This is a genomic window from Intrasporangium zincisolvens (assembly GCF_034724055.1).
GTDB classification, from domain to species: domain Bacteria; phylum Actinomycetota; class Actinomycetes; order Actinomycetales; family Dermatophilaceae; genus Monashia; species Monashia zincisolvens.
Window position 1 is genome coordinate 456081 of sequence record NZ_JAWIIL010000002.1, and the last position, 25539, is coordinate 481619.

Genomic DNA, 25539 nt, shown 5'->3' on the forward strand with positions numbered 1-25539 from the left:
CAGAGGTAAGGAAGTCAACAACCATGACTGCAACCGTCAGTGACAACGCTGTGGCTGCCGAGGCCGCGGGCGGCGTCGGCCGCATCTCCCGCATCATCGGCCCCGTCGTCGACGTGGAGTTCCCCGTCGACGCGATGCCCGAGCAGTACAACCTGCTCACCACCGAGGTCACCCTCGGCGGCGAGACGAAGGACCTCAACCTCGAGGTCGCCCAGCACATCGGCGACAACATGGTCCGCGCCATCTCGCTGCAGCCGACCGACGGCCTCGTCCGCGGCTCGGCGGTGCAGGACACCGGCGGCCCGATCACCGTCCCCGTCGGCGACGTGACCCTCGGCAAGGTCTTCAACACCACCGGTGTCTGCATGAACCTCGCCGAGGGCGAGACGCTCGAGGTCTCCGAGCGCTGGGGCATCCACCGCAAGGCCCCGGCCTTCGACCAGCTCGAGTCCAAGACGACCATGTTCGAGACGGGCATCAAGGTCATCGACCTGCTGACCCCGTACGTCCAGGGTGGCAAGATCGGCCTCTTCGGTGGTGCCGGTGTGGGCAAGACGGTGCTCATCCAGGAGATGATCGCCCGCGTGGCCCGCGACCACGGTGGTGTGTCGGTGTTCGCCGGTGTCGGCGAGCGCACCCGTGAGGGCAACGACCTCATGGTCGAGATGGAGGAGGCGGGCGTCCTCGGGCAGACCGCCCTCGTCTTCGGCCAGATGGACGAGCCGCCGGGCACGCGTCTGCGCGTCGCCCTGTCGGCGCTGACGATGGCGGAGTACTTCCGCGACGTCCAGAAGCAGGACGTGCTCCTCTTCATCGACAACATCTTCCGCTTCACGCAGGCCGGCTCGGAGGTCTCCACGCTCCTCGGCCGCATGCCGTCCGCCGTCGGCTACCAGCCGACCCTCGCCGACGAGATGGGTGTGCTCCAGGAGCGCATCACCTCGACGCGTGGTCACTCGATCACCTCGATGCAGGCGATCTACGTGCCGGCCGACGACTACACCGACCCGGCCCCTGCCACGACGTTCGCGCACCTCGACGCCACGACCGAGCTCTCGCGTGACATCGCGTCGATGGGTATCTACCCGGCCGTCGACCCGCTGACCTCGACCTCGCGCATCCTCGACCCGCGCTACATCACGGCCGAGCACTACAACACGGCGGTGCGCATCAAGTCGATCCTGCAGCGCAACAAGGAGCTCCAGGACATCATCGCGATCCTCGGTATCGACGAGCTCTCCGAAGAGGACAAGATCCTCGTCAACCGCGCTCGCCGCATCCAGCGCTTCCTGTCCCAGAACACCTACGTCGCCAAGCAGTTCACCGGCATCGAGGGTTCGACGGTCCCGCTGGTCGACACGATCGAGGCCTTCACGAAGATCGCCGACGGCGAGTACGACCACGTCGCCGAGCAGGCCTTCTTCATGTGTGGTGGCCTCGACGATGTCGAGCGGCAGTGGGCGGAGATTCAGAAGAATCTCTGACTCGTATGCCAGTCTGACCGCATGTCTCATGCGACCCGCGGACGGGGAGGTGCCCACTGGGCCCTCCCCGTTCGTCGTTGGGGGCCAGCCGCTTTCGCCGTGGTGCTGGCCGGTGCCGCCATCTGGCGCGCGCGCTACGGCGTCGACTTCTCGGACAGCTCGCACGCCGTCGAGCTGGCGCTCCGGCAGGCGCAGGGCGACCTGCCCTTTCGTGACGAGCTGAACATCCAGGCCCTCGGCGCATGGCCGGCGGTGCCCTTCGTGTGGCTCTGGACCCACGTGGCCGGCATCGACGGCCTCGTGCTCGCCTCCCGGGTCTTCTACGTCCTGCTCGGGCTCGGCTGCGGCGTGGCCTCGTGGCGGGCCGTCGCGCCGCACGTCGGCCGCGGCACCGCAGCGGCGGCCATCGGCGTGGCCCTCATCCCGGCCGCGTACAACCAGCAGGTCGTCTCGTACAACACGACGCCGTCGATGGCCTACCTGCTCGCGGTCTGTGCGGGGGCGGCGGCCGTCGGTCGGAGGTCCCTGCCCTGGGGCGTCGTGGCCGGGGCGTCCGCCGTGCTCGGGGCCATGAGCCACCCCGTCACGGCCCCGGCGGCGGCAGTTCTGCTGGTCGTGCTGCTCCTGCTCGCGCGCGGTCGAGGGCTGCTCGGCATCGCGGTGGGGGCCGCGGTCACCGGCCTCGTCATCGCGGTCGTCGCGCTCGCCGTCTGGGGCGTGCCGAACATCCGGGAGACCCTGGCCTTCACCGAGGACTACCAGGCGACGCGCTCCTCCCGGGAGGCGCGGATCCTGCGCTGGCTGACCTACGTCGGCGGCGAGGTGAACCATGCGCTGGCCATCACAGCCCTGGTGCTCGCCGTCGCGGCCGTGGTGGCCTACGTCGTGCCGGGGCTGCGACGCCTGCGCGGCGTTCTCGTCGTCGCTGCGGTGGCTGCGGCCTCGGTCGAGGCCCTCCGACGGGGCTCGTCCGGGGCGACGTTCGCGGTCAACTCCTGGCTCAGCTCCACCCTCGCGACCGTCCTGCTCCTCGTCCTGCTGCCCGTCGCCGTCGCGTCGGCCCTCGTCCGGCGGGGGATGACGGCCAGGATCGTGGTGCTCGGCGTCCTGCCGACGGTCGTCGGCCTGCCGCTCATCGCCGGGTTCACCTCCTCCGCGCCCCTGTGGGGGGCCACCGGCGCCGTCCTCGCGCCGGGCCTGTTCGCCGTCACCGTGGCGACGCTCGCCTGGGTGAGCGAGCGTGGACGGGTCCTCAAGGCGGCGGTGGCGCTGGTCCTCGTCGCGGGCCTGGCCACCGTGCACACGCTGAACAGCTTTCGTGACGGCAGCCCCGGTCGCCTCACCGCCACGGTGACCGAGGGTGCCTACGCCGGTCTGCGCACCACGCCGGAGCGGCGCGCGACGATCACGGACAACGAGCGCGCGCTGGGCGTCTGTGCGCGGCCGGGCGACGGCGTCCTCGCCTATGTCTACCCGGCAGCGTTCCTCCTCGGTGACGTGCGGTTCGCCACCCCCATCACCTGGCTCGACTTCTTCGGCCGGTCCAACAGCCACGTCCTGGCCTGGTACCAGCGCACCGGCCGCGTCCCGCAGTGCGTCGTGTCGGCGCGGCCCTTCTGGCCGGGCTCCGGGCGCAGCCGCTACCTCCGGCTGCCGGACCCGCTGCGCTCGTGGGTTCAGGCCAACTACCGGGTGGTGACGCAGACCCCCGAGATCGTCGTGCTCGAGCGCCGGACGTGACGAGACCCACCTGACGCGGCGGTCGCCGGGGCGACGCGACGGGCATGCCGCGGGTAGGGGAGGTGTTGACTGGAGTGGACACACCGTCACCGCCGACGAGTTCACCACCTCGAGACGGAAGGACCCCTTCGTGAGCACGTCCACCCCGCAGGCCCCGCGACACCGCGTCGTCGTCATCGGTTCCGGGTTCGGCGGCCTCTTCGCCACCCAGCGCCTCAAGCGGGCCGACGTCGACGTGACGCTCGTCGCCCGCACGACGCACCACCTGTTCCAGCCGTTGCTCTACCAGGTCGCCACCGGCATCCTGTCCGAGGGCGAGATCGCGCCCTCGACGCGAGAGGTGCTGCGCCGCCAGGACAACGCGCAGGTGCTCCTCGGTGACGTCACGGCGATCGACCTGGCGAACCGCTCAGTCACCCACTCGACGGTCGGCCGCGAGACGGTGACCCCCTACGACTCGCTCGTCGTCGCCGCCGGCGCGGGCCAGTCCTGGTTCGGCAACGACGAGTTCGCCCGGCACGCACCGGGCATGAAGTCGATCGACGACGCCCTCGAGCTGCGCGGTCGGATCTTCGGCTCCTTCGAGCTGGCCGAGCTCGCATCGACGCCGGCCGAGATCGAGCGGCTCATGACCTTCGTCGTCGTCGGTGCCGGGCCCACCGGCGTCGAGATGGCGGGGCAGATCGCCGAGCTGGCCCGCCGCACCCTGCGCCGCGACTTCCGCCGCATCGACCCGACGAGGGCGCGGGTCATCCTCCTCGACGCCGCACCCGCCGTCCTCGGCTCCTTCGGCGAGAAGCTCGGCGACCGCGCCGTGCAGCGCCTCACCTCGATGGGCGTCGAGGTGCGCCTCGGCGCAAAGGTCGTCGGGGTCGACTCGACGGGGATCGAGGTCGAGCGCGAGGACGGCACGCGCGAGCGCATCGAGTCGGTGTGCAAGGTCTGGGCCGCCGGCGTCAGCGCGTCGCCGCTCGGCCAGCAGCTCGCCGAGCAGAGCGGTGCCACGCTCGACCGAGCCGGTCGGATCGCCGTACAGCCCGACCTGACGCTGCCCGGCCATCCCGAGGTGTTCGTCGTGGGCGACATGATGGCGCTCGACCACCTCCCCGGCGTCGCGCAGGTCGCGATCCAGGGCGGCAGGTACGCGGCCGACCAGATCCGCCGCCGCCTCGACGGCAAGGCGCCCAAGGGCCCGTTCGAGTACTTCGACAAGGGCTCGATGGCCACGATCTCGCGGTTCTCCGCCGTGGCGTCCGTCGGCAAGGCGCAGTTCAGCGGGTTCATCGCCTGGCTGCTGTGGCTCGCCGTCCACCTCGTCTACATCATCGGCTTCAAGCACCGGATCACGACCCTGCTGCACTGGGTCGTCAGCTTCCTGGGCCGGGGCCGGTCCGAGCGCACCGTGACCGAGCAGCAGGTGTTCGCCCGGCAGGCCATCCACGACCTCGGCGACCGGTTCCACCCCGAGCTCCCGCGCCTGGCCCAGGACCGGCCGCCCGAGCCGGCGGACCGGTCGGCCTGAGCCCGACCGCGCCGGCCTGGACCGCGCCGACCCTGTGACGCCACGAGGCCCCGACCGCTGTGCGGTCGGGGCCTCGTCGAACGCCGGTGAGGTGTCGTCACGTCGTGGGCGGACGCGCCTCAGGCTCGCGTCGTCACGGGACGAGGCGCTCCACGGCCGCGCCGAGGCGGGGGAGCGCCGCCACGACGTGCTCCTTGGCCTTGCCGCGCAGCGTGCCGTAGACCTTCGCGGCAGCGCCGTGCGAGGTGTTCGCGGCCTTGGTGTCGGTGACGGACAGCAGCGCGTCGGCGACGGCGTCGGACTGGCCGGCCAGGTGTGCGCCGAATGGCGCGGCGCCCTTGGTCGCCCAGAACGGGTCGAGAGCCGAGGCGAACTGGGGCAGAAGGCGGTCGGTGGCGCTCGTGACGAAGTTGCCGCCGAGCTTCTTGGCCGCGGCGTAGCCCGTCTTGACCGCGGCGCCGCCGAAGCCGGACTTGTCGGCGACCTCGGCGTCGATGACGTCGGTGAGGGTGTCGACCGCGACGGGTCGGCGGGTCGGGTCGAGGAGGGCGTCGGACACGGCAGTGCTCATGGATCGGACTCCTGTGGAGGGTGGGGAATCGGTGCGGGCGGCGGGAGCCACCTCGCGTACGGAGCATCCTTGCAGAGGCACTAAACTGCGAGGCACACCCCCACGATCCGGAGGAATTGTGAGTTCGCTCAAGGTTGAGATGGTCGCCGCCGACCGAAAGGTCTGGGAGGGCGAGGCCAAGTTCGTACGCGCCCGGTCCATCTCGGGCGAGCTGGGCATCCTGCCCGGCCACGCACCGCTGCTCGGCATCCTCGTCGAGGGCGAGGTCTCGATCGACTCCCTCGAGGGTGAGCGCAGCACGGTCATGGTCGACGGCGGCTTCCTGTCGGTCGACTCCGACGTCGTCACGATCGTCGCCGAGCACGTCGACGCGTCCTCGCTCCAGACCAACCACTGAGGTCTGCGCGTGCCGTCAGTTCTCGTCTCCACCGAGATCGTGATCGGCACGCTGCTCGCCCTGGCCGTCGTCATCCTCACGACGACCTACCTGCGCCGCCGCTACATCGCGCGCGGCCTGCAGCTGACGCTCTGCGGCCTGCGCCAGCCGGGTACGGCCCGCTGGCGCCTCGGTCTCATCAGGTTCGGTGACAACGCCCTCGAGTGGTTCACGCTCGGGGGCGTCTCCGTGCGCCCGAAGCGCCGCTGGGCGCGCCAGCGGCTGCAGATCGAGGCCCCGGTGCTGCTGACCGGCACCGAGTCGATCCCGCTGCTGCCCGACGCCAGCATGGTGCCGTGCACCGACGGCGACGCCGGCTTCGAGCTGGCCCTGCAAGGCCCCGCCTACACGGCGTTGCGGTCCTGGCAGGAAGCCGCACCCCCCGGCTACAACGTCAACGTCGCCTGACGCGCACCGACCGACGGCGCGCGCCACGGCGGAGTTGGCGCGTCGGATCGTGCCGACATCCCACGCGAAGTCCGCCAGGGCTGAGTTGGCGCGTCGGATGGTGCCGACATCCCACGCGAAGTCCGCCAGGGCTGAGTTGGCGCGTCGGATCGTGCCGACATCCCACGCGAAGTCCGCCACGGCGGAGTTGGCGCGCCGGATCGGCCCGTCGGGGTCAGGCCTTGGCGCGCCGCTGGGGCTTCTCGACGCGGCCGCCGCCGGGCTGCCACAGGATGTCGCCGCCGATGGGCTTGTTGGCGACGCGGGCCAGGATGAAGAGCAGGTCGGACAGCCGGTTGAGGTACTTCGCGGTGAGGACGTTGACGCCGCCGAGCCCCCGCGCGTCGCCCTCGCCGCCGGGCTCGACGCCGTGCGCCTCGACGGCGGCCCACGCCGAGCGTTCGGCCCGACGCGTCACGGTCGTCGCGAGGTGCAGGTGGGCCGAGCCGGCGGTGCCGCCGGGCAGGATGAAGGAGCGCAGCTTCTCGACCTGTTCGAGGTAGTGGTCGCAGTCGGCCTCGAGATCGTCGATCCACGGCTGCTCGACGCGCAGCGGCGGGTACTCGTAGGACGCGCGCAGCGGCGTCGAGAGGTCGGCCCCGACGTCGAACAGCTCGTTCTGGACGCGGCGCAGCGTCGCGACGACCTCCTCGGGCAGCTCACCGCAGGCGACAGCGATGCCGATGGCGGCGTTGGCCTCGTTGGAGTCGGCGTACGCGTGCAGGCGCGGGTCGTTCTTGCTCGTCCGTGAGAAGTCGCCGAGGCTCGTCGTGCCGTCGTCGCCCGTCCGGGTGTAGATCCGCGTCAGGTTGACCATGGGGTCACTCTCTCACCCGGGCGGGGCCGGCCGGGTGGGCGGGTGACCCGGATAGGGTTCGGTGGGTGAGAGAGCGATTCCGTGTCGTCGGTGGGGCCCGCCTGGTCGGCGACGTCACCGTGGTGGGTGCCAAGAACAGCGCCCTCAAGCTGATGGCCGTGGCGCTGCTCGCCGAGGGCCGTACGACGCTGACGAACGTGCCGGCCATCGCCGACGTGACGATCATGGCCGAGCTGCTCCGGCGCCTCGGTGTCGACGTCGACTACCTGCCCGAGGAGAACCGCGTCGTCCTCGACGTCCCCGCCACGATCGGCCACCGCGCCGACTACGAGCTCGTTCGGGCGCTGCGTGCCTCGATCTCGGTGCTCGGCCCGCTCGTGGCCCGCACCGGCCAGGCCGACGTCGCCGTGCCGGGTGGTGACGCCATCGGCTCGCGCGGCCTCGACCTGCACGCCGCGGCGCTGGAGTCGCTGGGGGCCCGGGTTCACGTGACGCACGGCTACCTCGTCGCCGAGGCCCCGGACGGGCTGCGCGGCGCCGAGATCCGCCTCGACTTCCCGAGCGTCGGCGCCACCGAGAACGCCCTGACGGCCTCGGTCCTGGCCCGCGGCACGACGACGATCGACAACGTGGCCAAGGAGCCCGAGATCATCGACATCGCGACCATGCTCACCTCGATGGGGGCGCGGATCGAGGGGGCGGGCACCTCGCGGATCGTCGTGCACGGCGTCGAGGCACTGTCGCCGACCGAGCACGCGGTCGTGCCCGACCGCATCGCCGCCGGCACGTGGGCCTTCGCCGCGGCGACGACCCGCGGCGACGTCGAGGTCGTCGGGGGAGTGGCCGACCACCTCCGGGTGCCGCTCGGGATGCTCGCCGACGCCGGGTGCACCGTCGAGTCGACGGACCGTGGCTTCCGCGTCGCGGTGCGCGACGGCCGGCCGCGCTCGTTCGACGTCGCGACCCTGCCCTACCCGGGCTTCCCGACCGACCTGCAGCCGTTCGCGCTGGCCTACAACGTCGTCGCGGACGGCTCGGCGATGGTCACCGAGAACCTCTTCGAGGCCCGTTTCCGCACCGTCCAGGAGCTGGCCCGTCTCGGGGCGGAAGCCCAGATCGACGGACACCACGTCATGACCCACGGCGTGCCGCTGCTGTCGGGCGCCCCGGTCGAGAGCAGCGACATCCGTTCCGGCGCCGCGCTGGTCATCGCCGGACTCGTCGCCGAGGGCGACACCCTCGTCAGCGGCGTCCACCACATCGACCGCGGCTACCCCCGGTTCGAGGTCGCGCTGCGGGCGCTCGGCGCCGACGTCACCCGCGAGCCGGACGACGCCCCCGACTTCGACTGAGCGCGCCCGCACGGTTCGCCCGGACTGCCCCGGTTCGTCCGTCGGGAGGCACTCAGACTCCTCACCATCTGCACGCGCCGCACGTATTTTCTTGACTGGATCTTGACTCCTCAAGGCAACGTTTCCGGTGCACGGCGCGTCATCATGGTGACGGCAGCCGCGTTGAGAGGGGTCCACGATGGCGCTGAAAACCCACCGCAGGGGACCGGTCCGAGTAGTCGACGGACCGGATGGGCACGACGTCATCATCGAGGGTCGCCTCGACATGCACACGGTGCCGGACATCCGCGACGCGATCCACGCGATCATTCCCCAGGGGCGCGGCGACATCCGCCTCCACCTGGCCGACGCCGAGATCGGTGACGCCACCGGGCTCGGGGTCCTCGTGCACCTGCATCGCCGCGCCACGCGCGCCGAACGTCGGCTGCTGCTCGTCGACCCCACCGACCGCACGACGCGCCTCGTCCGGGGCTGCCGCCTCGACCGCATCCTCGCGACGCGGACCGCCGCGACTGTGGCGCCTCTCACCGCCTGAGTGACTCCCCGGCGCCAAGGCCCGCCGCTACCGTCGAGCCATGTCCTCGACGGAGAGTGCCCCGCCCGCACCGGCCCGGCCGCAGCGCGACCGACCGTGGGTCATGCGGACCTACGCCGGCCACTCGAGCGCGGCCGCGAGCAACGCCCTGTACCGGCGCAACCTCGACAAGGGCCAGACGGGCCTGTCCGTCGCGTTCGACCTGCCGACGCAGACCGGCTACGACCCCGACCACCCGCTCGCCCGCGGCGAGGTCGGCAAGGTGGGCGTGCCGGTCAGCCACATCGGCGACATGGCCGCGCTCTTCGACGGCATCCCGCTGCGCGAGATGAACACGTCGATGACGATCAACGCCACGGCGATGTGGCTGCTCGCGCTCTACCAGGTGGCCGCCGAGCGCCAGGCCGACGCGTCGGACGAGGACGCCGCGCAGTGGGTCCACGCGCTCGCCGGCACGACCCAGAACGACATCATCAAGGAGTACCTGTCGCGGGGCACGTACGTCTTCCCGCCCGGGCCCTCACTGCGGCTCATCACCGACCTCGTCGCGTACACCGTGCGCGAGATCCCGAAGTGGAACCCCATCAACATCTGCAGCTACCACCTGCAGGAGGCCGGGGCGACGCCGGTGCAGGAGATCGCCTTCGCGATGTCCACTGCGGTCGCAGTGCTCGACGCGGTGCGCGACTCGGGTCAGGTTCCGGCAGAGGAGTTCTCGGCGGTCGTCGCGCGAATCTCCTTCTTCGTCAACGCCGGTGTGCGGTTCGTCGAGGAGATGTGCAAGATGCGGGCCTTCGTCCAGCTGTGGGACGAGCTGACCCGCGAGCGCTACGGCGTCACCGACGACAAGGCCCGACGCTTCCGCTACGGCGTGCAGGTCAACAGCCTCGGTCTGACCGAGGTGCAGCCCGAGAACAACGTGCAGCGGATCGTCCTCGAGATGCTCGCCGTGACGCTGAGCAAGGACGCCCGCGCCCGCGCGATCCAGCTGCCGGCGTGGAACGAGGCGCTCGGCCTGCCGCGGCCCTGGGACCAGCAGTGGAGCCTGCGGATGCAGCAGGTGCTCGCCTTCGAGTCCGACCTGCTCGAGTACGACGACCTGTTCGCCGGGTCGGGCGTCGTCGAGCAGAAGGTCGCAGAGCTCGTCGCCGGGGCGAAGGCGGAGATGGCGCGCATCGAGGACATGGGTGGCGCCGTCGCGGCCGTCGAGTCGGGCTACATGAAGTCGGCACTCGTCGCCTCGCACGCCGAGCGTCGCCGTCGCATCGAGACGGGGGACGAGGTCATCATCGGGCTCAACCGGTTCGAGACCACCGAGCCCAACCCGCTCACCGCCGACCTCGGCACGGCGATCCAGACGGTCGACGCGTCGGTCGAGCAGGCCGCCGCCGAGGCGGTGCGCGCCTGGCGCGACACACGGGACGCCGACGCGTCCGACAAGGCCCGGGCGGCGTCGGCGCTGGAGCGCCTGCGGGCCGACGCGGCGACGGGCACCAACCTCATGCCGGCCACCCTCGAGTGCGCCCGGGCGGGCGTCACGACGGGGGAGTGGGCCGGGGCGCTGCGTGAGGAGTTCGGCGAGTACCGCGCTCCCACAGGCGTCTCCGGGTCGGTGGGCGTCGGCGGCTCGGAGCCGGGCGACGACCTGGCCCGCGTCCGCGGGCTCGTGGCGCGCACCGGCGAGGAGCTCGGCGAGAAGCTGCGCGTCCTCGTCGGCAAGCCCGGCCTCGACGGCCACAGCAACGGCGCCGAGCAGGTGGCGGTGCGGGCCCGCGACGCCGGTTTCGAGGTCGTCTACCAGGGCATCCGCCTGACGCCCGAGCAGATCGTCGCGGCCGCCGTGGCCGAGGACGTGCACCTCGTCGGGCTCTCGATCCTGTCCGGCTCGCACATGGAGCTCGTGCCCGAGGTGCTGCGCGGCCTGCGCGAGGCGGGCGCGGCCGACGTGCCCGTCGTCGTCGGCGGGATCATCCCGGAGTCCGACGCCGCGGCGCTGCGCGAGGCCGGGGTGGCGATGGTCTTCACGCCCAGGGACTTCGGGCTCAACGAGATCATGGGCGAGATGGTCGGCGTCATCCGGCAGGCACGTGGTCTCGCGCCGCTCGAGACCGCACCGGCCTGACTGGCGTAGCGTCAGGGCATGAGCGACCTGCAGTGCGCCGCGCGCATCGTCGTCGTCAACCCGCCCGGTCTGGCCGACGTCGGCTGGCTCGCCTCGGCGATCCACCTCGAGAAGGTCCAAGCCGTCTACGCGGCCGACGACGTGCCCGACACCGGCCCGGTCGAGTCCCTCGCCGACGACCTCGGGGTGCCCTCGCACCTCGGCCACGGCGACCTCTCCGACGGCTCGGAGGGGTTCGGGCAGATCGTCGACCAGCACCGTGGCGAGACGGTCGTCGTCGTGCGTGGCGGGTCCGACGCCCAGCCGGTGCTGCTGCTCGTCGACGCCGACGGGGTGTCGCGCGGGACTCTCGAGGGCCTGACCTGATGCCGCTCTCGGGCACGGCTGACGCCGTCGTCGCCGAGCTCGAGCAGGAGCGCACCGAGGAGGACCTCGCCAAGGTCCGCAAGCGGCTCGTCGAGGGCGAGGAGGCCATCGGTGTGCGGATGGGGACGCTGTTCGCGATCGCCCGGCGCCACACGAGCCTGCCGCTGCCGGAGGTCGAGCGCCTGCTCGCGCTTCCGGCCTACGAGCCGCGGCTCGCGGCCCTCTGCGTCCTCGACTTCAAGGCGCGCCGACGCCGCACCGGCGCGCACGAGCGGGGCACCCTGGCCCGCACCTACCTCGGCCACCACCACCGGATCACGACGTGGGACATGGTCGACCGGGCCGCGCCACGGGTCGTCGGGCTCTGGCTTGTCGGTCGCGACAAGCAGATCCTGCGCGACCTCGCCGGTTCGTCCGACGCACTGCGCCGGCGTACGGCGATGACCGCCCCTCTCGGGTTCCTCGACACCCCCGACGTCGAGGCCGGCTACCAGATCGCCGAGCTGCTCGCCGATGACCGGAACCCGCTGGTGCACAAGCCGGTCGGCATCTTCCTCAAGCACGCGGGCGCTCGCGACGAGGACCGGCTGGTGGCCTTCCTCGACGAGCACGTCACGTCGATGCCGCGCCCCTCCGTGCGCCTCGCGGTCGAGAAGCTGCCTCCGGACGTGCGCTCGCGCTACGTCTGACCGGGCTGCTGTCCGGGGGCCCGCCTAGGCTGCGGTCGTGCCGCAGCCGGACGTCTACCCACCCGAGCGCATCGTCGCGCCCGACCCCGGGTGGTCGCGACGGTTCTCGGAGCTGTCGGCAGGGCTCCACCGCGACCTCGGCGACGGGTGGCAGGTCGAGCACGTCGGCTCGACCTCCGTGCCCGGGCTCGTCGCCAAGCCGGTCGTCGACCTCGCCCTCGGCGTGCCGCGGGGGCTCTCCGTGAGTGGCGCCGGACGCGACCTGCGCGCTGCCGGCTGGACCGAGCCGGTCGTCGTCGGCGACCACCAGGCCACGTTCCTGCTCGACGGGCCGGTGCGCACCGCGATCGGCCACCTGTTCACCGCCGACCAGTGGGCGACGGCCCACGTGCGCCTCTTCGCGGACTGGCTGCGCCGCCACCCGGCCGACCGTGACGCCTACGCCGCACTGAAGTCCGGGCTCGTCGCGGCGGGCACCTGGGGCGAGGGCTACACCCGCGGCAAGGCCACGTTCGTGCTCGACGTCGTCAACCGGGCGCGGGCCGAACGCGCGCTCACGCCGGTCGAGGCCCTCTGAGGACTCAGAAGAGGCGGGACTCGGCGTCGTCGATGCCCTTGAGGGCGTCGTAGTCGAGGACGACGCACCGGATGCCGCGGTCCTCGGCGAGCGTGCGGGCCTGCGGCTTGATCTGCTGGGCGGCGAAGACGCCGGTGACCGGCGCGAGGTGCGGGTCGCGGTTCATCAGCTCGAGGTAGCGGGTCAGCTGCTCGACGCCGTCGATCTCGCCGCGGCGCTTGATCTCGACGGCGACGCTCGCGCCGCCGTCGTCCTTGGCGAGGATGTCGACGGGTCCGATCGCGGTCATGTACTCGCGACGCACGAGCGAGTACCCGTGGCCGAGGGTGTGGATGTGCTCGGCCAGCAGCTTCTGCAGGTGCGCCTCGACGCCGTCCTTGACGAGACCGGGGTCGACACCGAGCTCGTGGGCGCTGTCGTGGAGCACCTCGTGGAGGAGCACCGTGAGGCGGTCCTCGGACTTGGCGTGCTGCACCCGCCACACGGCGACGACGCCCTCCCCGGACTGGGTCTCGTCGGGCTCGACCTCGGCCATGGTGCACGGCGGCGACATCCAGTTGAGCGGCTTGTACGAGCCGCCGTCGCTGTGCACGAGCACCGAGCCGTCGGCCTTGACGACGAGCAGACGGGTCGCGAGCGGCAGGTGGGCGGTCAGACGGCCGTCGTAGTCGACGCTGCAGCGGGCAATGACGAGGCGCACCCGGTCACCCTAGAGCAGGGCAGCCCGGGCCTGCGTCACGTGGGCGGCGTCACGGGATGGCATCAGGGTGGGCGCTGTCACGTGGGCAGCGTCACCCCCCGGCGCGGGTGTGGGTGGGCCGATGCCTCTGCGAGACTGCCACCCATGGCTCGTGAGTTCACCAAGGTTGGTGTCATCGGACTCGGCACGATGGGTGCCGGCATCGTCGAGGTCTTCGCCCGCAACGGCATCGACGTCGTTGCGGTCGAGGTCACCGACGAGGCGGTCGAGAAGGGCCGCGGCGTCCTGCAGCACTCGACCGACCGCGCCGTCTCCCGCGGCAAGCTGTCCGAGGACGAGCAGGCGGCTCTCACCGCCCGGGTGCAGTTCACCTCCGACATGGCCGACCTCAAGGAGTGCCAGCTCGTCGTCGAGGCCGTGCCCGAGAAGCTCGAGCTGAAGAAGGAGATCTTCTCCCGCCTCGACACCATCGTCGCCGACGACGCGATCCTCGCCACGAACACCAGCTCGCTGCCCGTCACCGAGATCGCCGTGGCCACGATCAACCCCAAGCGCGTCGTGGGCATGCACTTCTTCAACCCGGCCCCGGTGCTCCAGTTCGTCGAGGTCATCAAGACCGTCATCACGAGCGACGAGATCTTCGCCGACGTCAAGGCCCTCGCCGAGCGCCTGGGCAAGAAGCCCGTCATCGTCGGCGACAAGGCCGGCTTCATCGCCAACGCGCTGCTCTTCGGCTACCTCAACCACGCCGTGTCGATGTTCGAGAGCCGTTACGCGACGCGTGAGGACATCGACGCCGCGATGAAGCTCGGCTGCGGCTACCCGATGGGCCCGCTCGCCCTCATGGACCTCATCGGCCTCGACACCGCGTACGAGATCCTCGACACGATGTACAAGCAGGGCCGCGACCGCCTCCACGCTCCGAGCCCGGTCATCAAGCAGATGGTCACGGCCGGCCTCAGGGGTCGCAAGAGCGGCCGCGGCTTCTACACCTACGCCGAGGCCGGCAGCTCGCAGGTCGTCGACGACGCCCTGACGCCGGCGCCCGCCGAGGCGTCCGGCGCCCCGACGCGTCCGGTGCACGCCGTGGGCGTCGTCGGCTCGGGCACCATGGCCACGGGCATGGTCGAGGTCTTCGCCAAGGCCGGCCTCGACGTCACCTACGTCGCGCGGTCGGAGGGCAAGGTCGACGCGGTCCGTGCGGCCATCGAGCGCAGCCTCGAGAAGGGCGTCCAGCGCGGCAAGCTGACCGAGGGCGAGCGCGACGCCGCCCTGGGTCGCATCACCGGCTCGACGCGTCTCGAGGACCTCGCGCGGGCCGACCTCGTCGTCGAGGCCGTCGTCGAGGACCTCACCGTCAAGCGCGCCCTGTTCGAGAACCTCGACGAGATCTGCCGCCCCGGCGCGATCCTCGCCACGACGACGAGCTCGCTGCCCGTCGTCGAGTGTGCGGCCGCGACGACGCGTCCGCAGGACGTCATCGGGATGCACTTCTTCAACCCCGCGCAGGTCATGAAGCTCGTCGAGGTCGTGCACACCGTGTCGACGGCCGACGACGTCGTGGCGACGGTCCAGCAGCTGTGCCGCACCATCGGCAAGCACCCGGTGACGTGCGGCGACCGCGCCGGCTTCATCGTCAACGCGCTGCTGTTCCCGTACCTCAACGACGCCGTGAAGATGCTCGAGGCCAACTACTCGACGGCCGACGACATCGACACCGCGATGAAGACCGGCTGCGGCCTGCCGATGGGTCCGTTCGAGCTGCTCGACGTCGTCGGGCTCGACGTGTCGCTCGCCATCGAGCGCGAGCTCTACCTCGAGTTCCGCGAGCGCGGCTACGCTCCCGCGCCGCTGCTCGAGCACCTCGTCACCGCCGGCTACCTCGGGCGCAAGACGGGTCGGGGCTTCCGAACCTACGCCTGACACCTACGCTGGGTCCATGCCCTCGCGTCGTCGTCCCAGCAAGCACGCGCGCGAGCACGTGCCGCTCGACGTGACCCGGATCCAGGGCGGTTCGACGCGCGAGGAGTCCTACGCCGGCGGGCGCTGGACGGTCCGCTCGGTGAGCGGGGCCTCGGCGGCGCGTCCGTACCTGTGTCCCGGCTGCCAGCAGGACATCCCGCCGGGCGTTCCGCACGTCGTCGCGTGGCCGGCCGACGGCGTCGGTGGGGTCGAGGACCGACGCCACTGGCACACGGGCTGTTGGCAGCGTCGGGACGCCCGCCCGTCCGGCAACGCCTACCGCTGAGCCCTAGCGCTGAGCCCTGGCGGCGAGCACCTGCTCGCGCAGGATGTCGGCGTGCCCGCAGTGCTGGGCCAGCTCGCGCAGGACGTGGAGGTGGACCCAGCGCAGCGGCAGCGGTCCGAGGCGGTGACCGCGCACGAGGTCGTCGAGGCCCAGCGACGCCGTGGCCCGGCGGGAGGCCTCGCACGCCTCCGCGTGGGCCTGTGACACCGACGCGACGGTGTCGGCGTCGGTGAGGACGAACGACTCGCGGGAGTCCTCGGGGATGCCGATCTCGGCGCGCGTGCGGCCGCTCACCGCATGGTCGAACCACACCTTCTCCACGTAGGTGGCGTGCTTGACGAGGCCGAGCAGCGTCGTCGCCGACGGCACGAGCGAGCGTCGGGACTCCTCCTCACTCAGCCCGTCGAGGCAGGCCCGGAGCGCCGCGCGGTGCTCGTCGAGGAAGGCCTCGACCTGCGTGCGGGCCGGTTCGTCGATGACCTCCCGCGTGTAGGTCGCGGGGAGCGTCTGGGGCCACCCGGGCGGCGTCGGTGGAGGGGTCGGTGCGGGTGGGACGGTCATGGACCGACCCTGCCACGGCGGCGGGGTCCTCGCCGCGGGTACGACGAGGCCGGCGCCCACCGGTTGCGTGGGCGCCGGCCATGGCCGGTGGTACGGGTTCGTCCCTACTGGTTGCGGAAGCGGTTGATGGCGGCCTCGAAGCCGGCGCGCTTGTCCGGGTTGGTGATGCCGAGGCCGGCCTCGGGGGCGAGGGTCAGGACGCCGACCTTGCCCTGGTGGGCGTTTCGGTGCACGTCGAGCGCCGCCTGGCCGACCTCCTCGAGCGCGTACGTCTTGGACAGCGTCGGGTGGATGAGGCCGCGGTTGACCAGCTCGTTGGCCTCCCACGCCTCGCGGTAGTTGGCGAAGTGCGAGGACACGATGCGCTTGAGGTTCATCCAGAGGTAGCGGTTGTCGTACTCGTGCATGTAGCCCGACGTCGAGGCGCACGTGACGATGGTGCCGCCCTTGCGCGCGACGTAGACGCTGGCGCCGAAGGTCTCGCGGCCCGGGTGCTCGAAGACGATGTCGACGTCGTAGCCGCCGGTCAGCTCACGGATCTTCTTGCCGAGTCGCTGCCACTCCTTGGGGTTCTGCTCGGTGCCGTCCTCGTTCCAGAACCGGTAGCCCTCGGCGTTGCGGTCGATGATGAGGTCGGCGCCCATGTCGCGGCAGATCTGCGCCTTCTCCGGGGAGGAGACGACACAGATCGGCGTCGCGCCGCCGGCGAGCGCCATCTGCGTCGCGTAGGAGCCGAGGCCGCCCGACGCGCCCCAGACGAGCACGCGGTCGCCGAGCTTCATCGCGGCGCCGTGCTTGGAGATGAGCTGCCGGTAGGCCGTGCTGTTGACGAGGCCGGGGGAGGCGGCCTCCTCCCACGTCAGGTGGTTCGGCTTCGGCATCATCTGGTTGGCCTTGACGATCGCGAGCTCGGCGAGGCCGCCGAAGTTCGTCTCGAAGCCCCAGATGCGCTGCTGCGGGTCCATCATCGTGTCGTCGTGGCCCTCGGCGTCCTCGAGCTCGACCGAGAGGCAGTGGGCGACGACCTCGGTGCCCGGCTTCCACTTCGTGACGCCCGGCCCGACGCGGAGGATGACGCCGGCGAGGTCGGAGCCGACGACGTGGTAGGGCAGGTCGTGGCGCTTGGCGTACTCGGACGTGCGCCCGTAGCGCTCGAGGAACCCGAACGTCGAGACCGGCTCGAAGATCGAGGTCCACACGGTGTTGTAGTTGATGGCGCTGGCCATGACGGCGACGAGGGCCTCGCCCGGCGCGAGCTCGGGGACCGGTACCTCGTCGATGTGCAGGGACTTGCGGGGGTCCTTGTCGCGGGTCGCGATGCCCTCGAACATGTCGACCTCGTCCTTGTGGACGGTGGCCCCGCGGTAGGTCTGCGGGATCTCGAGGGCCGCGTAGGTCTCCTGCGTGCGGTCGCCGGAGAGGATGGCGTCGCGGATGGCCTGCATGTCAAAGGTCCTTACGTCGCAGCGTCATTGGTCAGCGTCATTGATCAACGTGGGTGGCACGCGCCCGCTCGCCGGGGGCGGCAGGTGACTCGACGGTAGTGAGGGGCCGAGAGGGCGGCGTCCGATCTGAGACGCCCACCACAGGTGACGTGGATCACGAGGTGCGCGGCGGTGGCGGCGGGGGTCCGACTGACCGCCACGATGCCGCCGCGATGTGGTGGCCACTCGTGGTCCAGGGTCCGTCGAGTCCTTCATGGCGGTCTGTCGGCACAGCGGCCGCGGCAACCACGGCCGGGTACGGTCGGCGGGTGCGCGGCGTGACGATGGGTTCCTGGGCCTGGCGGGTCCAGCCGGTGTACCTGCTCGTCGAGCTGCTCGTCGCTGCCGGCGCCTCCGCGCCCCACTCGCTGCGCGACGACACGATCAGTGCCCTGGGGATGTCGACGTGCGCGGGCGGCCACTCCGGCTCCGTCGTCGAGGTCTGCTCGCCGTGGCACGTCGGCATGAACGTTGCATTCGTCGTCTTCGGGCTACTGCGAGCCGCGGGCGCGGTGCTGCTCGGAACGGTTCTCGGCGGCCGGCCCTGGGCGCGCGCTGCCGTCCTGACGTGGGTCGTGTCGGGGGCCGCGTCGGCCGCGGTCGGGCTCGTGCCCGTCGACCGGTCTCCCGGGTGGCACGTGGTCGTCGCCACCATGGTCTTCGTCCTGCAGCCGGTCGCCGTGTTGCTCACCGCCGAGGCGCTGCGCCGTGGCCACCGCGCCCCGCGCGCCGTCGTGGGTCTCGGCGTCGTCGTCGGGGTCCTGACGCTCGTGGCCGCTGCTGCCTTCGCCGTGCGTCTCGGGTCGCCGACGTGGGTCGGTGGCCTCGAGCGCGTGGCCCTGTGGCCCGCCTACCCGTGGCTCGCGGTCGTGGGGGTCGTCGTGGCGGCCGATGCAGCTGGGGTGGGCCGGGTCGCGCCGGGGCCGAGCAGCTCGGAGACGGTGACGAGCTCGTAGCCGTCCGAGCGCAACCGCTCGATGATGCGAGGCAGGCGCTCGATGGTCGTCAGGCGGTCGCTCGATCCGGTGTCGTGGGCCAGCACGATGCTGCCGGGGTGCACGAGCGACGCGAGATCCTCGACGATCCCGTCGGGGTGGCTCGCGACGACGTCCTCGCGGGCCTGGGCCGACCACATAACGGTCGTCAGGCCCAGCTCGGCGGCGGCGAGCACCGCCGCTCCGCCGACGTGCCCGTACGGCGGCCGGAAGAGCGTCGGCGTGGTGCCCCACGCCTTCTCGATCTCTGCGCTCGTGCGGCTGATCTCGTCGCAGCAGCGGTCGTAGGCGAACCGCGCGAGGTCGGGGTGGCCCCAGGTGTGGTTGGCCAGCTCGTGCCGGCCGACACTCGAGCGGTGGATCGCCGCGTGCTCGCGCACGTTGCGCCCGAGGCAGAAGAACGTCGCCGTCGCCTGCGCCGCGTCGAGGGCGGCGAGGACCTTCGGCGTCCAGTCCGGGTGGGGGCCGTCGTCGAAGGTCAGGGCGAGGCGGCGGGCCGTGGGGTCCCCGCCCCACACGACGGTGCCCGAGGCTGCGGCGGGCGCGCTGCGGTCGGGACGAAGGCCGCTGGCCGGGCTGCCGTAGAAGGGCAGCGGCGTGTTCTCGGCCAGACGGTCGCCCACCGCCCGCGCCGTGACGGCGCCGATCGCGCCGACGGCCACACCAGCCCCGCCCGTGAGCGCCTGACGCCGCGAGATGTCCATGCCCGGATGCTACGGCGGCGAGAGCGGGCGATCGCGGCGTGCCGCCCCGCGTGCTCTGCCACACTGTCGGCGCTACGGAATGGGGTGGCGATGCGGCGGATGGCCACGACGGCCGCGGGCTTGACGGCGGCAGCCGCGCTCGCGCTCGGGCTCGTCGTGCCGAGCATCGTGGTCCCGGAGCCTCTGCCGACGCTGCGCAACGGCGCCGAGTGGCGCGACGGTGCCCCGTTCGTGTCCGCCGAGGTCGGCGGGCGCCTTCTGCGGCCCGTGGAGGACTACGTGTGGCTGGCCAGGGGCCGGGCCCCGCTCGATCCGCGACGTCGACGCCTCGTGCTCGGGGCGCTGGCAGACCTGCACGGCCTGACGCGCGACTCCGGGGCCGTCGCCGCCGGACCCGACGCCCCCTGGGCCTATGCGTGGCCGCGCGACAGCGCGTTCGTCGCCGCGGCGTACGCCGTGTCCGGGCACGAGGACGACGCATGGCAGGTGTGGCGCTTCCTCGCCCGGGTCCAGCGCCGCGACGGTGGCTTCGAGGCGCGCTACCGCCTCGACGGCTCCGGCCCGCCCGACGACCGGCCGCGCCAGACCGACGGCCCCGGCTGGGTGCTGTGGGGCCTCGAGTCCACGCGCGTGGCCACGGGGGCCCGCGTGCTGCCGACCGAGCTGCGCACCCTGCGCGACCGTGCCGTGCAGTTCGCCCTCGGCCAGACCCGCGACGGCCAACGCCTACCCGACGCGACCCCGGACTACTGGGAGGTCCCCGAACGGGACGTGACGCTGGGTACGGCCGCACCGCTCGCGGCCGGGCTCGAGGCGGCGGCGAGGAGCTATGCGGCGGAAGGGAACTCAGCCGCCTCCGGCCGATGCGCCGCTGCCGCCCGGCGCCTGCGCGTCCTCGTGCGGACGACGTTCGGGCCCACGTACGAGCGGCACGGCTCCTCCGGCGGCCTCGATGCCGCGGTCGCCGTGCTCATGCCGCCCTTCACGGCGCTCGACGACGCCGCGGCCGTCCGCGCGTGGGAGCGCTACCCCGTGCTCGCACTCCGCGAGGCCGGCGGGCTGGCGCCCGGAGCCGCGTGGAAGTCCGACGGGGTGTCGTGGACGCCGGAAACCGCCCTCGTCGGCTACACGGCTGCCGCGTCGGGACGCGTCGAGCTGGCGGAGCGCTGGATGGGGTGGCTCGAGGGCCACTGCACCACGTGGGGGAGCCTGCCGGAGAAGGTGCTGCCCGACGGGCGTCCGGCCGGACCGGCGCCGCTCGCCTGGACCGCGGCGCTTGTCGTGCTCACCGAGCACGAGCTCGAGGCACGCCGCGCCGACCTGCCGGCGAGCTGAGCGGGTCCGACGGGTCAGTGGGTGGGCGACGCCGCGGGCTCGACGAGCTCGACGAGGACGCCGCCGGCGTCCTTGGGGTGGATGAAGTTGACCCGGCTGTCGCTCGTGCCGCGCTTCGGGGTGTCGTAGAGCAGGCGCAGTCCGCGCTCGCGGAGCGTCGCGCACACGGCGTCGATGTCGGCGACGCGGTAGGCGAGCTGCTGGATGCCGGGGCCGCTGCGGTCGAGGAACTTCGCGATGGTCGACTCGGGCGACAGCGGCGCGAGCAGCTGGATGCACGAGCCGGACTCGCCGACGCCCATCATCGCCTCGCGCACGCCCTGCTCCTCGTTCGTCTCCTCGTGGAGGAGCGCCATGCCGTAGGCGTCGCGGTAGAACGCGATGGCGGCGTCGAGGTCGGGCACCGCGATGCCGACGTGGTCGATGTGCGTGAACAGGGGACCGGTCAGCGTGCTCATGCGACCAACGTAGGACCGCCGGCGCCGGGGCAGAAGCCGGGGCGCGTGTGCGCTTGGTCATGGTCGGCTCGGGGTGTCCAGCAGCCGAGACTAGAGTGACCGGGACATCCGCCAGACATCCCCCGATGACGTTGGAGAGGCACTTCCCATGACTTCTGACCGCCCCACCTCGGTGATCGTCGCCGGAGCCCGCACCCCGATGGGTCGCCTGCTCGGGTCGCTCAAGGACTTCTCCGGGGCCGACCTCGGCGGCATCGCGATCAAGGGCGCCCTCGAGAAGTCGGGCGTGACGCCCGAGCAGGTCGAGTACGTCATCATGGGCCAGGTGCTGCAGGCCGGCGCCGGCCAGATCCCGGCCCGCCAGGCCGCCCACGCCGCCGGCATCCCGATGACCGTGCCGGCCCTGACGATCAACAAGGTCTGCCTCTCGGGCATCAACGCCATCGCCATGGCCGACCAGCTGATCCGCGCCGGCGAGTTCGACGTCGTCGTCGCCGGCGGCCAGGAGTCGATGACCAACGCGCCGCACCTCATGACGAAGTCGCGCGAGGGCTACAAGTACGGCGACGTGACGATGCGCGACCACATGGCCTTCGACGGCCTCTGGGACGCCTTCACCGACCAGGCCATGGGCCTGCTCACCGAGCAGGCCAACACCGGCTCGCAGGCCTTCACCCGCGAGGAGCAGGACGAGTTCTCGGCGCGCAGCCACCAGCTCGCCGCCAAGGCGTGGAAGGACGGCCTCTTCGAGGACGAGGTCGTCGCGGTGAGCATCCCGCAGCGCAAGGGCGACCCGATCGAGTTCAAGAGCGACGAGGGCATCCGCGCCGACACGACGGCCGCCTCGCTGTCCGGCCTGCGTCCGGCCTTCAGCAAGGACGGCACCATCACGGCGGGTTCGGCCTCGCAGATCTCCGACGGCGCCGCCGCGGTGGTCGTCATGAGCCGGGCCAAGGCGGAGGAGCTCGGCCTGACGTGGATCGCCGAGATCGGCGCCCACGGCGTCGTCGCCGGCCCCGACTCGACGCTCCAGCAGCAGCCGGCCCGCGCCATCGCCCGCGCCTGCGAGAAGGAGGGCATCACGCCCGCCGACCTCGACCTCGTCGAGATCAACGAGGCGTTCGCGGCCGTCGGCCTGGCCTCGGCCAAGGAGCTCGGCATCGACGTCGAGAAGGTCAACGTCAACGGCGGCGCGATCGCCCTCGGCCACCCGATCGGCATGTCCGGCGCTCGCATCGCCCTGCACCTCGCGCTCGAGCTCAAGCGACGTGGCGGTGGCGTCGGCGCGGCCGCGCTCTGCGGCGGCGGCGGCCAGGGCGACGCCCTCATCGTCCGCGTGCCGAAGACGGCCTGAGTCGCACACGTCGCCGACGAGTTCGCCTGCGCCCCAAGTGAGCCCACGCCGCACCGTCGACGTCCCCGCCCTGGTCGAGTCGGCCCGGGCGGGGTCGCCGCGTGCCGTCGCGCGCCTCATCTCGCTCGTCGAGGACCGGCACGAGGCGCTGCGCGAGGTGATGGCCGCTCTCGCGCCGCACTCGGGCAACGCGTGGGTCATCGGCATCACCGGCTCGCCCGGCGTCGGCAAGTCGACCTCGACCACGGCCCTCGTCGGGGCCTTCCGCGAGCGCGGCCTGCGTGTCGGCGTCCTCGCCGTCGACCCCAGCTCGCCGTTCTCCGGCGGTGCCCTGCTCGGTGACCGCGTCCGGATGCAGGACCACGCCCTCGACCCCGAGGTCTACATCCGCTCGATGGCCTCCCGCGGTCACCTCGGCGGCCTCTCGTGGGCCACGCCGCAGGCCATCCGGGTGCTCGACGCCGCGGGCTGCGACGTCGTGCTCGTCGAGACGGTCGGGGTGGGTCAGTCGGAGGTCGAGATCGCGGGCCTCGCCGACACCTCCGTCGTGCTGTTGGCCCCCGGCATGGGCGACGGCATCCAGGCGGCCAAGGCCGGCATCCTCGAGATCGGCGACGTCTTCGTCGTCAACAAGGCCGACCGCGACGGCGCCGACGCCACGGTGCGCGACCTGCGGCACATGATCTCCCTCGGCGACCGCACCGAGCCCGGGCTGTGGCGTCCTCCGGTCGTGAAGACCGTTGCGGCACAAGCGATCGGCATCGACGAGGTCATGGAGGCGCTCGACAAGCAGCGTGCCTTCATCGAGGAGTCCGGCGAGCTCGGCCGACGCCGCGAGCGCCGCGCCGCCGACGAGGTGCAGGCCATCGCCCTGGCGCAGCTGCGCTCCCGCTTCGCCCAGCTCGGGGGCCGGGCCGACCTCGCCTCGCTCGCCCAGGAGGTCGTGGCCGGGCGGCTCGACCCGTACGCCGCCGCCGACCGGCTCGTCGCCCACCTCGACGACTGAGGACGGGCGCGCGCGTCGGGACACCGGCGTCGACCGTAATTCCGTTGTGGCGGCGGCCCCGGCGGTGTCACCGTCGAGTCATGGACATCATCCCGCTCGACCGCGACGACGACGTCATGGTCAAGGAGCTGTACGGCATCGCCACCCGCGTCGATGCCGTGTCGCGCGTGCACCCGATGCAGCGCACGGCCGAGGAGTTCGCCGCCTGGCTGCGCTTCGACTTCCCGGGTGAGCGCATGGAGTCGGCCGTGGTCGTCGTCGACGGGGCGCCGGTCGGCTGGTCCCAGCTGTACTTCCCCGAGCGCGAGAACCTCGACAAGTGCTGGACCGAGCTGCGCGTCGACCCCCAGCACCGACGCAGCGGCTACGGCAGCGCGCTGCTCGACTGGAGCGAGTCGCAGGCCCGGGCCGGTCGGCGCTCCATGCTCCTCGCCGAGGTCTACGTGCCGGAGGGCGACCGCGAGTCCCACCCCGACCGGGGCTTCGCCGAGCGCCGTGGCTACCGGGTCGCGAGCACCGAGATCGTCCGGTCGCTGCCACTGCCGATCGACGACGACCTCATGACGCGCGAGCGCGAGCGGGCCGCCGAGGCGATGGGCGACGCCTACGAGGTGAAGGTCTTCACGGGAGGCGTCCCGGAGGAGCTGCGCCAGGGCGTCTGCGACGCCTCGAACCGGCTCATCCTCGACGCCCCGACCGGCGACGTCGACTTCGAGCCGGAGTCGCAGACCGTCGAGGACTACCAGACGATGCTCGACCACCACGCCCGCGTCGGCAACACGCTGCTCACGGCCGTGGCCCTGCACCGCGGCACTGGCGTCGTCGCCGCGTACACCGACCTCAACGTCCCGCCGTCGGACCCCGACGTCGTGCACCAGTGGGGCACGCTCGTGCTGCCCGAGCACCGCGGGCACCGGCTCGGCATGGCCGTCAAGGTGGCCAACCTCGACCTGCTCGCCGAGACGTTCCCGCAGCGCACCCGGGTGCAGACGATGAACGACGAGCAGAACCCGTGGATGGTGCGGATCAACGTCGACCTCGGCTTCCGCATCACCGAGGAGGCCCTCTCGATGCGCAAGGACCTCTGAGCGCGGGCCCCGCCTGCAGCACCACGACCCGGCGGCCTACGGTGGGCGCATGCTGATCGCCTTCTCCGTCGCGCCCACCGTCGCCGCCGACGACACCGGTTCCGTCAGCGAGGCCGTCGCCTCGGCCATCCGCCTCGTGCGCGAGTCAGGGCTGCCGCACCGCACCGACGCGATGTTCACGACCGTCGAGGGGGAGTGGGACGAGTGCATGGCCCTCGTCAAGCGATGCTGCGACGCCATCGCCGAGGTCTCGCCGCGGGTCGGCCTCGTGCTCAAGGCCGACATCCGGCCCGGGTTCACCGGTGAGCTCGACGGCAAGCTCGAGCGGCTCGAGGCCGCCCTCGAGCGCCGGGACGGCTGACATCGCCGGCCCCGCGCGGGCCGTTCCCGGACGCGCGCTGCCGGACGGCTGGCGCCTCGCGCCGCTCGTGCCCGCCGACTGCGACGAGCTCGGCCGGGTCCACATGGCCGTCTGGCGCGAGGCCTACGCCGGCATCATGCCGGCCGACTACCTCGCCGGCCTCAGCGACGAGAGCTGCGCCAATCGCTGGCGCACCATCGCGGCCGCCCCGCCGGCCGAGGGCGGAACCCTCGTCGTGCACGACCCCGCCGGGCGCATCGCCGGGTTCGCGAGCGCCGGCGCGAGCCGCGACGACGACGCTCCCACGCCGTGGGAGCTCTACGCCGTCAACCTCGCCGCCCGCGCCCGGGGGACCGGCGTCGCCGACGCCCTCCTCGACCGCCTCGTCGGGGACCGCGACGCGTCGCTGTGGGTCGTCGAGGACAACGCCCGGGCTCGCGCCTTCTACGAGCGCCGGGGCTTCGCCGACGAGGGCGGCCGCTGCGAGCACGAGCCCACCGGCACCACGGAGATCCGGATGGTGCGCCGCACCTGACCCTGAGACCCGTTGGTGACGATGCGGTCACGATCCCGACGTCACCGGGCTC

27 protein-coding genes are annotated in these 25539 nt (G+C 72.2%); 20 read left to right on the forward strand and 7 right to left on the reverse strand.

Features of this window, described 5'->3' with window-relative positions:
- Positions 1-23 precede the first annotated feature (23 nt).
- The 3 genes from atpD (at position 24) to RY076_RS06440 (ending at position 4746) form a co-directional block, all read left to right on the forward strand.
- Positions 24-1484, forward strand: a complete 1461-nt coding sequence (atpD, locus tag RY076_RS06430) for a F0F1 ATP synthase subunit beta (RefSeq protein WP_323096766.1) — start codon at positions 24-26, stop codon at positions 1482-1484.
- Between the two features lie 99 nt (positions 1485-1583).
- A complete protein-coding gene (locus tag RY076_RS06435; protein ID WP_323096767.1) occupies positions 1584-3224 on the forward strand; it encodes a hypothetical protein in 1641 nt (546 codons plus the stop codon).
- Between the two features lie 130 nt (positions 3225-3354).
- Positions 3355-4746: an NAD(P)/FAD-dependent oxidoreductase gene (locus RY076_RS06440; RefSeq protein ID WP_323096768.1), complete on the forward strand. Its 1392-nt coding sequence runs from the start codon at positions 3355-3357 to the stop codon at positions 4744-4746.
- A gap of 133 nt (positions 4747-4879) precedes the next feature.
- Here the strand turns inward: RY076_RS06440 and RY076_RS06445 are convergent, their stop codons facing one another.
- On the reverse strand, positions 4880-5317 hold the full coding sequence (locus tag RY076_RS06445; RefSeq protein ID WP_323096769.1) for a DUF6918 family protein: 438 nt from the start codon (positions 5315-5317) through the stop codon (positions 4880-4882).
- Positions 5318-5435: 118 nt separating this feature from the next.
- Here RY076_RS06445 and RY076_RS06450 point away from each other — a divergent pair, with 118 nt between their 5' ends.
- Positions 5436-5714: a F0F1 ATP synthase subunit epsilon gene (locus RY076_RS06450; RefSeq protein WP_323096770.1), complete on the forward strand. Its 279-nt coding sequence runs from the start codon at positions 5436-5438 to the stop codon at positions 5712-5714.
- Positions 5715-5723: 9 nt separating this feature from the next.
- Positions 5724-6161 carry a DUF2550 domain-containing protein gene (locus RY076_RS06455; RefSeq protein ID WP_323096771.1) on the forward strand — a complete coding sequence of 146 codons (438 nt, stop codon included), beginning with the start codon at positions 5724-5726 and terminating at the stop codon, positions 6159-6161.
- Between the two features lie 214 nt (positions 6162-6375).
- Here the strand turns inward: RY076_RS06455 and RY076_RS06460 are convergent, their stop codons facing one another.
- Positions 6376-7017, reverse strand: coding sequence for a cob(I)yrinic acid a,c-diamide adenosyltransferase (locus RY076_RS06460; protein ID WP_323096772.1), 642 nt, complete (start codon positions 7015-7017; stop codon positions 6376-6378).
- A 65-nt stretch (positions 7018-7082) separates the two neighbouring features.
- Between RY076_RS06460 and murA the strand changes: the two genes are divergently transcribed.
- The 6 genes from murA (at position 7083) to RY076_RS06490 (ending at position 12658) form a co-directional block, all read left to right on the forward strand.
- On the forward strand, positions 7083-8369 hold the full coding sequence (gene murA / locus RY076_RS06465) for a UDP-N-acetylglucosamine 1-carboxyvinyltransferase (protein WP_323096773.1): 1287 nt from the start codon (positions 7083-7085) through the stop codon (positions 8367-8369).
- A 178-nt stretch (positions 8370-8547) separates the two neighbouring features.
- Positions 8548-8904, forward strand: a complete 357-nt coding sequence (locus RY076_RS06470; RefSeq protein WP_323096774.1) for an STAS domain-containing protein — start codon at positions 8548-8550, stop codon at positions 8902-8904.
- A gap of 103 nt (positions 8905-9007) precedes the next feature.
- Positions 9008-11026, forward strand: a complete 2019-nt coding sequence (locus RY076_RS06475; protein WP_323097189.1) for a protein meaA — start codon at positions 9008-9010, stop codon at positions 11024-11026.
- A gap of 18 nt (positions 11027-11044) precedes the next feature.
- Positions 11045-11392, forward strand: a complete 348-nt coding sequence (locus RY076_RS06480) for a hypothetical protein (protein ID WP_323096775.1) — start codon at positions 11045-11047, stop codon at positions 11390-11392.
- Entirely contained in the window at positions 11392-12081 is a 690-nt protein-coding gene (locus RY076_RS06485) for a DNA alkylation repair protein (RefSeq protein ID WP_323096776.1), read from the forward strand. The genes RY076_RS06480 and RY076_RS06485 overlap by 1 nt, the downstream gene beginning before the upstream one ends.
- Before the next feature lie 37 nt (positions 12082-12118).
- Positions 12119-12658, forward strand: a complete 540-nt coding sequence (locus tag RY076_RS06490; RefSeq protein ID WP_323096777.1) for a GrpB family protein — start codon at positions 12119-12121, stop codon at positions 12656-12658.
- A gap of 4 nt (positions 12659-12662) precedes the next feature.
- Here the strand turns inward: RY076_RS06490 and nucS are convergent, their stop codons facing one another.
- Entirely contained in the window at positions 12663-13358 is a 696-nt protein-coding gene (gene nucS, locus RY076_RS06495) for an endonuclease NucS (RefSeq protein ID WP_323096778.1), read from the reverse strand.
- A gap of 144 nt (positions 13359-13502) precedes the next feature.
- Here nucS and RY076_RS06500 point away from each other — a divergent pair, with 144 nt between their 5' ends.
- Both RY076_RS06500 and RY076_RS06505 read left to right on the forward strand, forming a co-directional pair.
- On the forward strand, positions 13503-15281 hold the full coding sequence (locus RY076_RS06500; RefSeq protein WP_323096779.1) for a 3-hydroxyacyl-CoA dehydrogenase family protein: 1779 nt from the start codon (positions 13503-13505) through the stop codon (positions 15279-15281).
- Positions 15282-15297: 16 nt separating this feature from the next.
- Positions 15298-15606 (forward strand): hypothetical protein, encoded by a 309-nt coding sequence (locus tag RY076_RS06505; RefSeq protein ID WP_323096780.1) that lies wholly within the window; start codon positions 15298-15300, stop codon positions 15604-15606.
- 3 nt (positions 15607-15609) lie between these two features.
- Here the strand turns inward: RY076_RS06505 and RY076_RS06510 are convergent, their stop codons facing one another.
- Both RY076_RS06510 and ccrA read right to left on the reverse strand, forming a co-directional pair.
- The gene (locus RY076_RS06510; RefSeq protein ID WP_323096781.1) at positions 15610-16167 is read right to left on the reverse strand and encodes a DinB family protein; all 558 of its coding nucleotides are present in this window, start codon (positions 16165-16167) and stop codon (positions 15610-15612) included.
- A 104-nt stretch (positions 16168-16271) separates the two neighbouring features.
- Positions 16272-17612 carry a crotonyl-CoA carboxylase/reductase gene (ccrA, locus tag RY076_RS06515; protein WP_323096782.1) on the reverse strand — a complete coding sequence of 447 codons (1341 nt, stop codon included), beginning with the start codon at positions 17610-17612 and terminating at the stop codon, positions 16272-16274.
- A 308-nt stretch (positions 17613-17920) separates the two neighbouring features.
- On the opposite strand from ccrA, the gene RY076_RS06520 reads away from it, so the two are divergent.
- Complete coding sequence (locus RY076_RS06520; protein WP_323096783.1) at positions 17921-18607, forward strand: DUF998 domain-containing protein; 687 nt, start codon at positions 17921-17923, stop codon at positions 18605-18607.
- On the opposite strand, the gene RY076_RS06525 is transcribed toward RY076_RS06520, so the two are convergent.
- Positions 18502-19350: a polysaccharide deacetylase family protein gene (locus RY076_RS06525; protein ID WP_323096784.1), complete on the reverse strand. Its 849-nt coding sequence runs from the start codon at positions 19348-19350 to the stop codon at positions 18502-18504. The two genes, RY076_RS06520 and RY076_RS06525, sit on opposite strands and share 106 nt — an antisense overlap.
- 99 nt (positions 19351-19449) lie before the next feature.
- Between RY076_RS06525 and RY076_RS06530 the strand changes: the two genes are divergently transcribed.
- Complete coding sequence (locus tag RY076_RS06530; protein WP_323096785.1) at positions 19450-20685, forward strand: glycoside hydrolase family 15 protein; 1236 nt, start codon at positions 19450-19452, stop codon at positions 20683-20685.
- A gap of 14 nt (positions 20686-20699) precedes the next feature.
- On the opposite strand, the gene mce is transcribed toward RY076_RS06530, so the two are convergent.
- The gene (mce, locus tag RY076_RS06535) at positions 20700-21143 is read right to left on the reverse strand and encodes a methylmalonyl-CoA epimerase (protein WP_323096786.1); all 444 of its coding nucleotides are present in this window, start codon (positions 21141-21143) and stop codon (positions 20700-20702) included.
- Positions 21144-21291: 148 nt separating this feature from the next.
- Between mce and RY076_RS06540 the strand changes: the two genes are divergently transcribed.
- From RY076_RS06540 to RY076_RS06560, 5 genes are all read left to right on the forward strand, one after another.
- Positions 21292-22497 (forward strand): acetyl-CoA C-acetyltransferase, encoded by a 1206-nt coding sequence (locus tag RY076_RS06540; RefSeq protein WP_323096787.1) that lies wholly within the window; start codon positions 21292-21294, stop codon positions 22495-22497.
- 37 nt (positions 22498-22534) lie between these two features.
- A complete protein-coding gene (meaB, locus tag RY076_RS06545) occupies positions 22535-23503 on the forward strand; it encodes a methylmalonyl Co-A mutase-associated GTPase MeaB (RefSeq protein ID WP_323096788.1) in 969 nt (322 codons plus the stop codon).
- Between the two features lie 80 nt (positions 23504-23583).
- A complete protein-coding gene (locus RY076_RS06550; protein WP_323096789.1) occupies positions 23584-24591 on the forward strand; it encodes a GNAT family N-acetyltransferase in 1008 nt (335 codons plus the stop codon).
- Between the two features lie 49 nt (positions 24592-24640).
- A complete protein-coding gene (locus RY076_RS06555; protein WP_323096790.1) occupies positions 24641-24952 on the forward strand; it encodes a thiamine-binding protein in 312 nt (103 codons plus the stop codon).
- Positions 24894-25487: a GNAT family N-acetyltransferase gene (locus RY076_RS06560; RefSeq protein ID WP_323096791.1), complete on the forward strand. Its 594-nt coding sequence runs from the start codon at positions 24894-24896 to the stop codon at positions 25485-25487. Before RY076_RS06555 ends, RY076_RS06560 begins: the two co-directional genes overlap by 59 nt.
- Positions 25488-25539 lie beyond the last annotated feature (52 nt).

Bases quoted from the DNA above. Each gene is read 5' to 3' on its own strand.
- RY076_RS06550 (WP_323096789.1), top strand. From the start codon at position 23,584: ATGGACATCATCCCGCTCGACCGCGACGACGACGTCATGGTCAAGGAG.
- RY076_RS06500 (WP_323096779.1), top strand. From the start codon at position 13,503: ATGGCTCGTGAGTTCACCAAGGTTGGTGTCATCGGACTCGGCACGATG.
- atpD (WP_323096766.1), top strand. From the start codon at position 24: ATGACTGCAACCGTCAGTGACAACGCTGTGGCTGCCGAGGCCGCGGGC.
- RY076_RS06510 (WP_323096781.1), bottom strand. From the start codon at position 16,167: ATGACCGTCCCACCCGCACCGACCCCTCCACCGACGCCGCCCGGGTGG.
- mce (WP_323096786.1), bottom strand. From the start codon at position 21,143: ATGAGCACGCTGACCGGTCCCCTGTTCACGCACATCGACCACGTCGGC.
- RY076_RS06445 (WP_323096769.1), bottom strand. From the start codon at position 5,317: ATGAGCACTGCCGTGTCCGACGCCCTCCTCGACCCGACCCGCCGACCC.
- RY076_RS06540 (WP_323096787.1), top strand. From the start codon at position 21,292: ATGACTTCTGACCGCCCCACCTCGGTGATCGTCGCCGGAGCCCGCACC.
- RY076_RS06505 (WP_323096780.1), top strand. From the start codon at position 15,298: ATGCCCTCGCGTCGTCGTCCCAGCAAGCACGCGCGCGAGCACGTGCCG.
- RY076_RS06470 (WP_323096774.1), top strand. From the start codon at position 8,548: ATGGCGCTGAAAACCCACCGCAGGGGACCGGTCCGAGTAGTCGACGGA.
- ccrA (WP_323096782.1), bottom strand. From the start codon at position 17,612: ATGCAGGCCATCCGCGACGCCATCCTCTCCGGCGACCGCACGCAGGAG.
- RY076_RS06525 (WP_323096784.1), bottom strand. From the start codon at position 19,350: ATGGACATCTCGCGGCGTCAGGCGCTCACGGGCGGGGCTGGTGTGGCC.
- RY076_RS06485 (WP_323096776.1), top strand. From the start codon at position 11,392: ATGCCGCTCTCGGGCACGGCTGACGCCGTCGTCGCCGAGCTCGAGCAG.
- RY076_RS06460 (WP_323096772.1), bottom strand. From the start codon at position 7,017: ATGGTCAACCTGACGCGGATCTACACCCGGACGGGCGACGACGGCACG.
- RY076_RS06555 (WP_323096790.1), top strand. From the start codon at position 24,641: ATGCTGATCGCCTTCTCCGTCGCGCCCACCGTCGCCGCCGACGACACC.
- RY076_RS06475 (WP_323097189.1), top strand. From the start codon at position 9,008: ATGCGGACCTACGCCGGCCACTCGAGCGCGGCCGCGAGCAACGCCCTG.
- RY076_RS06530 (WP_323096785.1), top strand. From the start codon at position 19,450: ATGGCCACGACGGCCGCGGGCTTGACGGCGGCAGCCGCGCTCGCGCTC.
- RY076_RS06480 (WP_323096775.1), top strand. From the start codon at position 11,045: ATGAGCGACCTGCAGTGCGCCGCGCGCATCGTCGTCGTCAACCCGCCC.